Annotated in this window: 11 protein-coding genes; 4 read left to right on the forward strand and 7 right to left on the reverse strand. The window is 49.4% G+C overall.

Annotated features, from left to right (window positions below; all coding sequences use genetic code 11):
- Positions 1-171: 171 nt before the first annotated feature.
- Complete coding sequence (locus GI364_RS19785; protein WP_198850911.1) at positions 172-1,896, reverse strand: phospho-sugar mutase; 1,725 nt, start codon at positions 1,894-1,896, stop codon at positions 172-174.
- Between the two features lie 209 nt (positions 1,897-2,105).
- Between GI364_RS19785 and GI364_RS19790 the strand changes: the two genes are divergently transcribed.
- Complete coding sequence (locus tag GI364_RS19790; RefSeq protein ID WP_233095886.1) at positions 2,106-2,621, forward strand: MogA/MoaB family molybdenum cofactor biosynthesis protein; 516 nt, start codon at positions 2,106-2,108, stop codon at positions 2,619-2,621.
- A gap of 82 nt (positions 2,622-2,703) precedes the next feature.
- On the opposite strand, the gene GI364_RS19795 is transcribed toward GI364_RS19790, so the two are convergent.
- Entirely contained in the window at positions 2,704-3,477 is a 774-nt protein-coding gene (locus GI364_RS19795; protein WP_198850913.1) for an alpha/beta hydrolase, read from the reverse strand.
- A gap of 174 nt (positions 3,478-3,651) precedes the next feature.
- Entirely contained in the window at positions 3,652-4,275 is a 624-nt protein-coding gene (locus GI364_RS19800) for a biotin transporter BioY (RefSeq protein WP_198850914.1), read from the reverse strand.
- Between the two features lie 192 nt (positions 4,276-4,467).
- On the opposite strand from GI364_RS19800, the gene GI364_RS19805 reads away from it, so the two are divergent.
- Both GI364_RS19805 and GI364_RS19810 read left to right on the forward strand, forming a co-directional pair.
- Positions 4,468-5,412, forward strand: a complete 945-nt coding sequence (locus tag GI364_RS19805) for an ATP-binding cassette domain-containing protein (RefSeq protein WP_198850915.1) — start codon at positions 4,468-4,470, stop codon at positions 5,410-5,412.
- A complete protein-coding gene (locus tag GI364_RS19810; RefSeq protein ID WP_198850916.1) occupies positions 5,397-7,217 on the forward strand; it encodes an ATP-binding cassette domain-containing protein in 1,821 nt (606 codons plus the stop codon). Before GI364_RS19805 ends, GI364_RS19810 begins: the two co-directional genes overlap by 16 nt.
- Here GI364_RS19810 and GI364_RS19815 read toward each other — a convergent pair.
- Together GI364_RS19815 and GI364_RS19820 are read right to left on the reverse strand one after the other, a co-directional pair.
- Positions 7,214-8,137: a DMT family transporter gene (locus GI364_RS19815; RefSeq protein WP_198850917.1), complete on the reverse strand. Its 924-nt coding sequence runs from the start codon at positions 8,135-8,137 to the stop codon at positions 7,214-7,216. The two genes, GI364_RS19810 and GI364_RS19815, sit on opposite strands and share 4 nt — an antisense overlap.
- A gap of 51 nt (positions 8,138-8,188) precedes the next feature.
- Positions 8,189-9,172, reverse strand: a complete 984-nt coding sequence (locus tag GI364_RS19820) for an NAD(P)H-quinone oxidoreductase (protein ID WP_198850918.1) — start codon at positions 9,170-9,172, stop codon at positions 8,189-8,191.
- Between the two features lie 141 nt (positions 9,173-9,313).
- Between GI364_RS19820 and GI364_RS19825 the strand changes: the two genes are divergently transcribed.
- Complete coding sequence (locus GI364_RS19825; RefSeq protein ID WP_198850919.1) at positions 9,314-10,330, forward strand: LacI family DNA-binding transcriptional regulator; 1,017 nt, start codon at positions 9,314-9,316, stop codon at positions 10,328-10,330.
- Positions 10,331-10,336: 6 nt separating this feature from the next.
- Here GI364_RS19825 and GI364_RS19830 read toward each other — a convergent pair whose 3' ends face one another.
- Positions 10,337-11,863 carry a gluconokinase gene (locus tag GI364_RS19830; RefSeq protein ID WP_198850920.1) on the reverse strand — a complete coding sequence of 509 codons (1,527 nt, stop codon included), beginning with the start codon at positions 11,861-11,863 and terminating at the stop codon, positions 10,337-10,339.
- A 131-nt stretch (positions 11,864-11,994) separates the two neighbouring features.
- On the reverse strand, positions 11,995-13,266 hold the full coding sequence (locus tag GI364_RS19835; RefSeq protein WP_198850921.1) for an MFS transporter: 1,272 nt from the start codon (positions 13,264-13,266) through the stop codon (positions 11,995-11,997).
- Positions 13,267-13,283: the final 17 nt, after the last annotated feature.

The raw sequence follows: 13,283 nt of genomic DNA on the forward strand, positions 1-13,283 counted from the left end.
CTCAGTGGATTCTCAATAAGCACAGACGGGCGGACAACCCCCACGAAGTAGAAGAAGTAGAAGGAGTACACACAAAAGCACCGCCACGCGACACCCTCGTTGGTGTGTACGCAGGCAGCGGTGCTCGCTTCGGTGAACCCATGCAAAATGAGTTTCAGGCTGTTGAACCAATCATTGTAACAGAGTGTCTACAGCTTCATGCAGTATCTGCATTGAAGCCTGGCAATCCGCCAAGGAATTACCTTTTGCACCAATGTAGACTTTGATTTTCGGTTCAGTCCCTGACGGACGCACGGCCAGCCACGATCCGTTTGAAAAGAAGTATTTCAAAACATTTTCCTTCGGCAAACTCAGTTCAGAAATGGTTGCAGTACCAACTTCTCTACGCTCACTGGTTTGATAGTCTTCTACGGCATCAAGTGTAAGCCCGGGAACCTCAATGCCATGTTGCCTCAAACCGTTAAGGATGTTTTGAATCTTCTTCATGCCGTTGAGCCCGGGCATCTTTCTACTGACCAAGTCTTCGCGGAAATAGCCCACACGTTCGTACAAGGTTTCCAAAGCGTCTAACAGCGTCTGTCCTTTGCTTTTGTAGTAGGCTGTCATTTCAGCAATCAGAAGTGCAATTTGAACAGCATCCTTGTCGCGGACCATAGACGAAGCAAGGTAACCGTAGCTTTCCTCGTAGCCAAATAAGAACTCGTATTCCCCGGTTCTCTCGTAGGCACTAATTCGGTTTCCGATGTATTTGAAGCCAGTGAGTGTGTCCTCTACTGCTACATTGTAAAGTCGGGCTACCTGAGCCCCAAGTTCAGACGTAACAATGGTTTTAAAGACAATTCCATTCGTCGGCAGACCGCCTGATTCGATTCGGGACTTCAATACAAACTCTACCAACAAACCGCCGACTTGATTGCCAGTCAAAAGCCGAAAACTCCCGTCCTGGTCGCCCACTGCTACGCCGACTCTATCAGCATCGGGATCGGTGCCCATCACTACATCAGCACCGCATTTTTTCGCTTCCTCAATGGCAAGTCTTAAGGCTTCAGGCTCTTCCGGATTGGGGCTTTCTACCGTGGAGAAGTTCCCGTCAGGTTTCTCCTGACTTCTAACAACGTAGACATCCTTGTAGCCCGCCTGCCGCAGTGCTTCACGAACAGGTAGATTTCCTGTTCCATGCAATGGCGTGTAGACAAGACGAGTCTCATCCCGGTCATGGGGAGAGACGGATTTCTGCTTGACTTCCGCCACAACGGTTTCTATGTATTCACTGTCGACGTCAGTTCCTATCCAACGCAGATAGCCTGCGCTTTCCGCATCCTTCCGAGCCATAACAGATATACTGAAGAGGTTTTCGATTTGTTCAATTTCACTTGTTATCCGGTTTGCTTCATCTGGCAGCACTTGTCCCCCATCCGGTCCGTACACCTTATACCCATTGTATTCAGGAGGATTATGACTTGCCGTCACCATAATACCTGCTGCTGCGTTCAAGCTTCTTACGGCAAACGACAGTTCAGGGGTTGGACATAAATGTTCAAATACGTACGCCGGAATCCCTTCCGCTGCCAGCACAAGACTAATGTCTTCGGAAAACTCAGGTGACATATGACGGCAGTCATATCCAATTACAACCCCTTTGGCTGCTACATTCAGACCTTGGCTCTTTAGATATCTGGCCAATCCTAGCGTTGCCTTTCGGACGGTATAGATGTTCATGCGATTGGTTCCGGCGCCGAGGACACCTCGCAAGCCTCCGGTTCCAAATTCCAGGTCGCGGAAAAAGCGGTCTTCGATTTCCTGCTCATCGTGCAATTCTTCTAACTGTTTCCGTAAACCTTCGTCTAAAGACGGCTCTCTCAGCCATTGTTGGTACAATTCTGCTGCTGTACTCAAGTCATCCACCTCGCGCTTTACACGTTGTCTTCCGCCTGATTCAACACCTGATTCAACACCTGATTCAACACCATGGTGATATAGGTTCCTAAGTTTTACATTGTAGCACACTCGTCTTATTATTTTTGTGAAAATGGACTCTTGTGTACGCTATAATAGTGGACACCATAGGAAATGAAAGAGTAAGAATAATCAGGAAAGAAGGAACGATGAACATGCCATCAGTTGAAAGGTATACAGCAGCCGTCATTACTATCAGCGATTCAGCCAGTAATGGAGAGCGTGAAGACAAAAGTGGAGACACACTGGAAGGCTTGCTCCAGAAGGCGGGGTTCTCAATTACAGACAGAGAAGTTGTTCCGGACGAGCGTCAGGTTATCGCCGGTACATTAACGCGATGCACAGCCAGCCATAACATAGCCTGTATCTTTACAACCGGAGGTACAGGGGTTGGTCCCAGAGACGTGACTCCTGAGGCCGCGAAGGACGTCATCGAACGCAGAATGCCGGGAATGGAAGAAGCCATGCGCCACGAGAGCCTGCGTCAGACACCATTTGCCATGCTCTCCCGGCAGGTTGTAGGCGTTGCAAAAGATACATTGATTGTCACGCTGCCGGGAAGTGAGAAGGCTGTCCGGGAATGCTTTGCTGTTATTCAGCCCGTGCTGAAACACGTTGTAGATTTGCTGGCAGGGGAAACCGCCCACAAAAGTTCAAACAATTAATGAGACTACTTCACCAAAAGTTGGACGGAAGCGCCTTTGTCCGAGACATTGTCGCATTGCGGCACACGTCTCGGCGATGGTGTCATTGCATGATGTAGCCTTTCACAGCATGCAAGACATCTTGCTCCCACTCGCGTTTGCAAAAGCTGTGATCCGCTCCCTCAAGGATGTGGATCTGAGCCTTTTCACCATAGCAAACATCTTTGTACCTTGAGGACGTCTCGACAGGAACAACGTCGTCTTTACTTCCGTGAATTAGCAAAACGGACTTGTCATACCCTAGTCCCAACTGAATCAGGTTCAATTCGAGAATTTCCTTGGCAAACGGAAGACCTATCAGATAGCCTCCGTTATCATAGGTTTCTGGCAACGGAGCATTGGGCTCTTCTGCACGCATTTGTCCAATGGACGTTCTGAGAACATCCGCCATGTTGCCGGCGGCGCAAAGTAACACAAGTCCGGCAGCTTCATCTGGACGCTTGGCGGCAACGGCAGACGCTACGACTCCGCCCATGCTGTGACCAATCAGTGTTACACGAGACGCGTCAACCGCCTTGTGGCTTCGCACAAAATCCAGGATTGCGTGGGCCTCTTCAATCTCCTTTGACAGCGTCATGTCCTTGAAATCTCCGTCACTCTCTCCGCTTCCGGAAAAATCGAAGCGAAAAGTAGCAATCCCCTGGTTCTCAAGCATACGAGACAGCTTTAGGTACATCCTGTGAGCACCCACTTTCTCGCCTGTGAAACCGTGAAAGACAATCACTGCGGGTACAGGTGCTGTTTCGCTGTTCTCCGGCATGTGGACCATGCCCCGTAAAGTAAGACCATTTACTGCAAGCTGTGTGGATTGTTGCACAGTCCAACCTCCAAACACTATGTATGATTTTCTCATCATACCCTGTTTTGAATCCGGATAAAAGATCGCTGCAAACAAAATCAGCTTGGGACACCCGCATGACAGCGTAAAGCGAATTTCCAAGCTGATCCATCCGATACCTGCTTTCGCATATCTTCTCTAAAAGGTGAACGACTACATGTCCGTAGCACTGTCGTCATTGCTCAGATTCACAACAGCATTCCGGTTTCCACCAAGCAACCGTGAGACTGGATATATTCTCCGTACAGGCAAGGTCACAAGAGCAGCTACAACAGCCTTCGCGAAATCTCCGGGGAGAAAAGGAAAAAAGCCTTCCACCAAGGCCTTGTGGAACGGCAAATGTGCGACTGCTGCGAGTTGCGGCACGCCTCCGACATAGTTAAAAAGCGAGCCGAAAACTTCAATGACAATCACAAGTTTCACAAAGGCAAGACCGCTGTTTCCCCTGATACGCTGACTGAACCAGCCAACTGCAAATGCACATAACGGCCAAAACCAAACAAAGCCTCCGTTCGGACCCAGAATAAGTCCGAGACCACCAGCGCCCCCGATGAGCGGCAGACCCAAAGCAGTCAAGAACACTACCAAAAAAACGCTAAAAAACCCATACCACGCACCTAAGATTGCACCGGCCAGCATGACCGCAAAATTGCCCAGTGTAATCGGGACCGGTGAAAACGGAAGCGGTATGTTAACAAAATTCAGTGCGACGACTAAGGCTGCAAATAACGCACTAAAGACAATCCCCCGTACTGTTAAACGAGTTTCCACTTGCATTCCCCTCACTTTTATTGTTAACCATATGATAGTATGTAGTTGACAATTGGATTCTAGCATAATGTATCCGAATTGGAAAATCACATACTTGGACGTTTGAAGTCAAAACGGGAGTACTTCGAGCTGCCCATCGCAGCCTCAACAACAACTCCAGATGACATATACAGAAATCGAATTGAGGGACTCAACGACATGAACAGCATTGTCATAACAAACGGTACTGTGGCATTTAGCACCGAAACGGAACCAGGCTATTATTCAGCTTTAAGAGACGTGAATTTTGAGATTGAACGAGGAGAATTCGTCGCTGTTGTCGGCGCAAACGGAAGTGGTAAGAGTACATTGGCAAAGGTTGTGAGCCGGCTGCTGCCTTTGTCTAGAGGCACAATAAAGTGGCCCAACGTGTTTGAAACACTCGGGCGTGTTGAAAAGGGGACAGCAAGCGGTCTTTCTGATTCACCGACTGCAACGATGCCTGTACAAATGGTGTTTCAAAACCCTGATGCGCAGATTGTGGGTGAAACGGTTTACGAGGATATTTGCTTTGGTCTCGAGAACTTCGGAATACCGGCTGACCAAATGCGAACCAGAGCACAGCAAGCTCTCAAACGAGTCGGCCTTCATGTACATCTCACACAGCTTGTCAATAATTTGTCTGGCGGCCAGAAACAATTGCTGTGCATTGCATCGTGTCTAGCTGTCGGTGCACAGGTGCTCGTCTTCGACGAAGCCACGGCCATGCTCAACCCGGCGGCACGTCAACGTATACTAGAGCTTGCACAGAGATTGCAACAAGACGGAGTTACTATTCTATGGGTAACTCAGTGGCTGGAGGAAGCTGCGCAAGCCCGCCGAATCGTTGCGCTGCAAGGAGGAGGTATTTTCTTTGACGGCACACCCAGAGAGTTTTTCTACGGAACTGTAAGTGACTCTGTAAGCGACTCTAAAACACCGAGTTGTGAAGCTGACGGCGTCATCACAAGAGCTCAAACACCCTGTGAATTACTGCAATTGAAGCCTCCCTATGTAGTCGAGGTTTCGCAAGCACTTGCTGCAAGCGGCACGTTTCTACCCGTGACGCCCCTCACACTTCAAGAATTAGCTGAAGGAGTGCAGCAACTTTGCCAATTACAATAAAGGACCTGTCAGTATTTCCAGACCATCACCCGGCTAGAGGTACGCCGCCCATTCTCAACCGCCTCAATTGCACTTTGTACGACGGTGAAATTACTTTGCTCGTCGGACAAGTTGGCGCGGGAAAATCCACGCTACTTGATGTGATTGGTGCATTGCGGCAACCAGATGAAGGTACCATTTGCTTTAATCAAAAGCCAATTTGGAAAGGCCGTAAATTGGATGTTAAAACAGTTCGTAAGGTTGGCATGGTGTTTCAATCTCCGGACGAACAGTTGTTTGCTAAAACCGTCCTCGCTGAATTCAAATACTCACTGCGTCAGCTCAGGCTGAGTGAAGTACAACTGAGACGCTGCGCAGAATCGGCCTTAGCAAGCGTAGGACTGTCTCCTGAATTGCTGCAAGCAGCACCGCTGACTCTCAGCCAGGGCCAGAAGCGCAGAGTAGCACTGGCCACCACCTTCGCCGCTAATCCAGATTGGCTCCTGCTTGATGAGCCTACTGCCGGACTTGATACAGCGGCGTCAAGCCAATTTGTTCGGCATTTAATTGAAAAGAAACAAACTTGTTCCGGTGGATTGGTGATTGCAACGCACGATTTAGACACCTTTCTCCCAGTTGCCGAGCGCGTGTTGGTGCTTAAATTCGGGCGGATTGTGGCCGACGTTACGCCATCGCAATTGGTAGATAACCACGATATCTGGACGGCTGCAGAAGTTGGGCTTCCAAGTGCAGTACAACTCATCCTGCATTCGGAAGCAAAGAACTGTCCAATTCAGCTCCATTCCTACCGCCCTGAGGCCGCAGCAGCAGCTATTAGACAAAGAATTCAGCAATCAAGCGTGTCAACGTCATCTGTGTGGAGGCGAAATCCAGAAGTCAAAAGCTCACTTCAAGACACGGTCTCATCCTCCGCAATCACTTCTTCTGAATCTGTCGGCTCCGCATCTGGTAGCTCCAGTACCGCAGCATTACCAGTCGGCAGTTCTTTGGAGGTACCGTCAAATTCTTTGTCTGAATCTGCGTCATCATCTGCTGTCTTGGACGGGTTTGTCCGGCGTTTGGATCCCCGTGCAAAATGGCTGGCGTACATGCTGCTGTCCGTTGCGATACTACTTCAATCAAATTGGGACGGACTCATAGCCGCTTCGTGTGTTACGCTTGCAACAGTGCTGGTTTCTCGGGTCAAAATACAAGAAACACTGCGCCTGCTGGCACCTTTCACTGCACTGCTCGCCGTGTCCACTGCCTTTGCCGCAGTGAAGTTTTCTCAACAAGCTCCGATTTGGAGTGGAAAAATCGCTGGATTTTCATTGTTGGCTGCAAATACCACAGCAAAGAGTCTGTTCCCATTTTTATTGATTATGATTCTGGGAATGCTGCTGCCGGCTACTACAAGCCAGTTGCGGATGAAACAAGGTCTGGAGCAGTCACTGGAATTCCTGAAGAAACTCGGCCTTCCAGTGGAGGCTTTCGCTTTGGCGACATCTCTTACACTTCGCTTCATTCCCGTCATCATAGGAGAACTCCGGCGGTTTAGCCGAATAGCACAGTCTCGACAATTCCGAAAACGTCGCAGACAGGGGATCCCGCTTTGCGACATACCAGCGGTGGCCATTCCCCTGTTGTTATCTATTCTTGCGATTGGCGATCAATTGTCCACCGCACTCGAAGCAAGAGGGTACCACTCAGTCGGACAACCGCGAACCCGCAGTGTCAAGCTCCGATTTACTCAAGTTGACTGGCTGCTCATCTTTCTATTTCTTTGTATCAGCCTGATGCTGATGTTGTTTCGATTCTTGATTTAATATGCATCAGAATTCACGGATGAAGCAGGGGGATTTGCTGAATGGGCTTTTCTGCCCCCTCTCGAACCCCATATGTTCACAACCAGCACACCGGCAATGGCAACAGCTCCGCCAATGATGGACAGCCATGTGGGCCATTCTCCAAGCCAAATCCAAGCAATAAATATGGCTAATACCGGATTGATATAGAGGGCTGAGGAGACTTTGCTTGCGTCACCCAATGAGAGTGCAATCGCCCAGGCCACATATGCCACAGCGGCTGGAAACACACCGATATAAATGCCAGATATGGTGGCAGCCAACGTTGCATGCACTGAATTGCGGAAGAAACCTGGCAAAAACCACAGCATCGGGATAGTTCCGAACCAAGTAAAGTAGGCGGTCAAGGTAATGGGCCGATACTTCTTAAAAAGAGGCTTTTGAAAGACAAAGAAAAACGAAGTAGCCACAGCAGACAACAAAATCAACAAGGCCCCCGGGTTAATGCCACGACCCCCGCCTGAACCCATGGTAATCAGAACAATCCCGGAGAACCCCAAAAGAATGCCCATCCATCCAATTCGGCTTAGTCGTTCTCCCAGAGCTGCTGTAGCAATCAAGGCCGTAATTGCGGGTGCTGCCGCAATCAAGAGACTGGCTGTGCCCGCTTCTACGCTTACCTCTCCAAAAGTCAACGAGGTATGATAGATGGAGATGCCGGTGAAGCCCAGGAGGGCGATGCGAACGAGATCGCCCCGGGTGGGTACCTCCATTTTCTTAAAGACCGCATATATGAGAAAAACCAGAGAAGCGCTTAGAAACCTCAGCAACACCAGATGCCCGGGTGTATATCCGCCGAACAACCCCTCACGAATGCCTGCAAAGGCGGAAGACCAGAATAACAACGTAACTGCAACAGCCGCGACAACCTTCCAGTTCAAAGCGCTTCTCCTCTCCACTCTTCGATGCCTTGCCAATCGCCACGCCAAATATCATCCGATTCGCAACACGATTTTCCCCGTGTTCTTATTGTCTTCCATAAATTGATGTGCCTTTGCTACCTCACTCCATTCGAACACGGTATCCACAATCGGCTTAAGCTGACCGCTCTCAAACTTGGACAAGGCATACGAAGCAAATTCCTGTGTGAGGCGAATTTTGTCCTCTGCCGCTCGCGATCGCAACGCCGTCCCGATAACCTGCAGCCGCCTCCCCAGCAGCATACCCAAGTTGACATCCTTGACATTGGTTCCGCCCAGGGTTCCAATGATAACCAACCGACCGTCCACAGCCAAGGCTTTCAAATTCTGCTCAAAGTAGGGCTCTCCGATGAAATCAAAGATCAAGTCTACTCCATCTTGGTTCGTCTGTTCCTTGACAAAGGGCAGAAATTCCCCGTCGTGATAATTCCAGCCTGCTTTAGCGCCCAGTTCGTAGCAGTATTCTAATTTTCCCTTCGATCCCGCTGTAACGAAACTCACAGCCCCCGCTTCTCTCACCAACTGAATGGCGGCCGTCCCAACACCACTGGCACCAGCGTGAATCAGGACGCGTTTATCGGCTCTCAGACCGCCAAGCCAGTATAGATTGGAGTAGGCAGTCAGAAATACTTCGGGAATTGCTGCGGCCTGTTCGAATTCCATGCCCTCCGGCATCCGCATCGCCATACCTGCAGGAATCTTTACGTATTCAGCATATCCGCCCCCTGGCAGCAGCCCAAAAACCTTATCTCCCAGTTCGAAATCCAACACACCCTCGCCAACGGCAGCTACTTCTCCCGCCATTTCCAAGCCTAAAATTTCTGAAGAACCTTTTGGCGGCGGGTAAAAGCCCCGTCGTTGCAGCAGATCTGCGCGATTTAGCGCTGTCGCTCGAACTCTTACCAGCAACTCGCCGGTTCCAGCAGCCGGGGCTGGTGTTTCTCCTATGTACAATACGTCCGTATCTCCGTAGTCTTTTAACAAAACTGCCTTCATAGCAAAACCTCCTTAGAATTCCATCCTATCACGCCTACTGTCAACAGCGTATTCGGGCCACTCGCTTCAGCGGCTGCTCGTCCCTCTATGCTATGATAAGGGGCAGTTGAGAGCTAAAGTGCCCTAAGAGAGAGGTTTCTTATGCGCGAAAAGCGAGTCACCATTCAAGATGTAGCAAAAGCCGCAGATGTGTCTATCACCACTGTATCACGTTTCCTAAACAAACGTTACGAATCCATGAGTACTGCGACAAGAGAGCGAATCGCCCGCGTCATTGAGGAGCTAAATTACAAACCGAACATTCTAGCGCAAGGGCTAAAGGGCAACAAGACGAAGACAGTGGCGATTGTTGTAGTCAATATTACATACCCATTTTGTGTCTCTGTAATTCGAAGTCTTTCCACAATGCTGAACGAGGCAGGTTACCGCTTGATGGTAGCTGATACAGGCGGCGACGCTGCCCGCGAACAAAGTCTGCTGGAGTCCCTAATGGCACAGCAAGTGGAGGGCATGATTGTACAGACCAATGGAGATAACAACAACTTATTAGGAGAGATTGCCAAGCAACTGCCCGTCATCATCATTGACCGACAGTTTGATATTCCGCATACAGTCAATGTGATAACGGACAACGAAGACGCATCCCGAAAGTTGACGCACACACTGTTTCAAAATGGATACAACACTGTCGTTTACCTGACGGAACCAATAGCAGGTATCAGTACCCGCCACGGTCGACTAAAGGGGTACGAATCCGCATGTAGAGAGACCGGTCATGAAGCCATTGTCGTGTGGGTGAACAAGGATGAGTCTGACAGCTTCAAGAGAGCACTGGGGGAAATACAAGGTCTGAATTTAAACAAACCCGCGGCAATTTTCACTGCCAACGGGTTAATTATGCTGTCGTTTTATCCGCTCATCCGCGACGCAGAGTGGAACGTCCCTCGCGACTTTGGCTTAGCCACATTTGATGAGCCAGACTGGGTGCGCCTCACGACACCACCCCTCACATGCGTGCGCCAGCCAACCACAGAAATTGGACACTTCAGCGGCGAAGCCATCCTAAAAGCACTCCGAGCAAGTAAGGGTCTAAAACGGCGACAGGTCGCTGTGTTTCCTTCGGAAATTATGCTGGGTGACTCAACTCGCCTGTCCTAAGGTGCTTCACTTCCGGCGTAAGTCCCATGCCCGGCTCAACTCTTGGAAGGCCGCCGCAGTCTTCCTAAATTGCTGGTACTTGTGTTTATATTGAAGCGGATTTTTGGGAAAGAACACTTCTTCTTTTACGTTCTCAGATTGTAGCGCTTCTTGCACTGGCCGTTCCGCTTCCAACTGTTTCGTTTCTGCCCCGCTTTGACAGTCGCTGTGTTCTGCCAGGTCCACGGCACCGAGTATCGAGGCATCGGAAAGGAAATTGACACGAACAGGAATGTCGAAAATGTCTGCCAGCAACTGCCGTACCCACACTACTTCAAACAGCTTTCCTGATGCAATCAAAACATGGGGCTTGCCCACTTGTTCAAATAATTCGGAAGCAATCCAATACGCGTTAAAGAGAATTCCCTCAATTCCCGCTCTCAGCATGTGCAGGCCGTTGTGTTGAAGGGTTAAACCCACAAAGGACGCCCGTGCTTCGGAATCCCATAAGGGAGATCTTTCTCCACTCACATAAGGCAAACAGTACAAGCCGTCCGTACTCACTGTCTTCGCAGCGTCAATCGCTTGGGTCATCGACATGTCCTTAACAGCAACATTGCTGTAAATCCAATCAAGCACGATACCGCCGCTGTTGCTCGGCCCCCCGACGACGAATCGGCTGTCGTCAAGGATGTAACAGAAAGAGCGAATGGCTTCATGGGTTTGCGGTTTCTCACTGAGGAGTCGAACCGCTATACTCGTACCCATTGTCAAGGCGATGCTGCCCGATTGCACTGCTCCCACACCCAGATTTGCCAAAACGCCATCTGAAGCTCCGATACCAAAGCGAGTGTTTTTCGTTAAGCCAGCGTCCAGAAGTCGTTCTTCTTGACACCCTCTCCGAGAAAACTTCGTCTTTACAATTTGCGATAATTGACTCGTGCGCACTTTCACAAATTCCAAAGCTTGCTCATCCCATTGCCTGGTCTGCAAATTTAATAGTCCCGTTGCACTAGCGATAGATTCATCTACTTCCCAGACGCCAAACCACTGATACCAAACCCATTCTTTGAGTGAAACAAATTTGCCAGTGCTCTGAAATTCTGATGGCATAACATCCTGAAGCCATACCAGTTTCACCATGGGTGACATCGCATGCACGGGGGTGCCTGTACGGTAGTACAATTCTCTGCCTGTTTTCGTATTCCAAATTTCATTTGCAGTTCTTGCAGCTCGGCCGTCCATCCATGTCATGGCATTCCCAACCGGCGTTCCGTCAGAAGATACCAGCAGGAGGCTGTGCATCGCTGAACTAAACCCTACCATTGCAATGGAACGACCTTGGCTGACAGCAGCGCTAATCGTTTTTTCCATTACGAGCGTCAATTTCTCGTAAACCTCATGGGGGTCCTGCTCTGCCATATAATTTGATTCAACAATTAGGTTTAACTCATCACGGTTCTTTACCAGGACATTTTTATTCATATCAAACGCTACGGCTTTGACGGAAGTGGTTCCGATGTCAATTCCCAAGATGCAAGATTTATCTGTCAAAGGTGCCACACCCTCATCTCAGTCCAAAGGTCAACCGCTGTCAGTAGGCAGTTGACCAAAGGACATGAATCTAATTTAACAATATACTATCCAGCTCAGAGAACAAACCGTCGATTGCAGGACAACACAATTTAATGAAACGACGGACTCTTGATTTGTTCCATATCAGGCAACAAGAACAAGTAACTCAAGATACCAATGACTAGGACGACTGCAGCAACCAGAAAACCAAGTCCAAAGGAGCCCGTTCCGCCAGCAATAAATCCTGTTACAATCGGAGCAGCAATTCCCATCACGTTGTTGACAAAGTTCATAATACTGCCCACCGTACCCACTGTTCCTTTTGGAGCAATCAGTGCCGGGATGCTCCAGCCAATGGGGGCTGAAAAAGCCAGTCCGCCAAGAGCGATTGAAATAAAGATAATGGCAACATTGGGATTGTTGGTAAAGGCAGCACCTGCCACAGACAATCCGAGGACCATTCCAATCACGAGCAGGGTTTTTCGGACTCGGGTTGGATTAAACCCTCGCTTGATTAAGTAATCAACCAGCCATCCACCAATGATGATGTCGGTCAGCGTAGCGATAATCCACGGTACAACCGTATACCATCCAGATTTCAGCACGCTCATGTGCATCTGATTTTCCAAGTATCCCGGTAACCACGACAGGAACAGGTAGAACGAATAGCCATAGGCAGCAAATCCAATCGTCAGCCCCCAAACCTTTCGCTGTTTCAAGACATAACCCAAGTTACGCATCACACCGCCTGGTGCTTCTCCGGTTTCTTGCGCTCCACCTTCAACAATGAAATCATATTCTGCTTTTGTCAGCTTGCGGTCTTCTTTCGGATCCCGATACCAAATCCAGTAGGCAATCGCAAACAAGAAACTCAAAATACCTGTGACGACAAAGCCGCCTCTCCAGCCCCACTCCATTACAGACCAAGCGACCAGCGGCACACCGATTACATTTGACAACTTGGCTGCAGCATCAAATGCAGATGTTGCCAGTCCTCTTTCTTGCCGAGGGAACCAGTAACCTGTAGCCTTTGATGCACCGGGAAAGGCGGGTGCTTCCGCTGCCCCAAGTAGAACACGGGCGACAATGATAAAACCCATTCCGCTCACGACCGCCGTCAACAGTGTGGCAGCAGACCACAGCAATGTGCCAATCCGCATCAACCACTTCACACCGACTTTATCAAGCAGTGTCCCAATTGGAATTTGCAGAAGTGCATATGACCAACCGAATGACGATAACAAAATCCCCATTTGTCCGTCGGTTAAATGAAAGTCGCTCATAAGTGGTTTTGTTGCCACAGAAATATTAGTCCGGTCAAAATAGTTGATGACGACCCCAATCCCAATCAACAACGCAATTCCCCATCGACGATTCCTCACGTATTGAACCCCCTTGA

The sequence above is a fragment of the Alicyclobacillus sp. SO9 genome, assembly GCF_016406125.1.
GTDB lineage: Bacteria > Bacillota > Bacilli > Alicyclobacillales > Alicyclobacillaceae > SO9.

Bases quoted from the DNA above. Each gene is read 5' to 3' on its own strand.
- GI364_RS19790 (WP_233095886.1), top strand. From the start codon at position 2,106: ATGAACATGCCATCAGTTGAAAGGTATACAGCAGCCGTCATTACTATC.
- GI364_RS19800 (WP_198850914.1), bottom strand. From the start codon at position 4,275: ATGCAAGTGGAAACTCGTTTAACAGTACGGGGGATTGTCTTTAGTGCG.
- GI364_RS19805 (WP_198850915.1), top strand. From the start codon at position 4,468: ATGAACAGCATTGTCATAACAAACGGTACTGTGGCATTTAGCACCGAA.
- GI364_RS19820 (WP_198850918.1), bottom strand. From the start codon at position 9,172: ATGAAGGCAGTTTTGTTAAAAGACTACGGAGATACGGACGTATTGTAC.
- GI364_RS19825 (WP_198850919.1), top strand. From the start codon at position 9,314: ATGCGCGAAAAGCGAGTCACCATTCAAGATGTAGCAAAAGCCGCAGAT.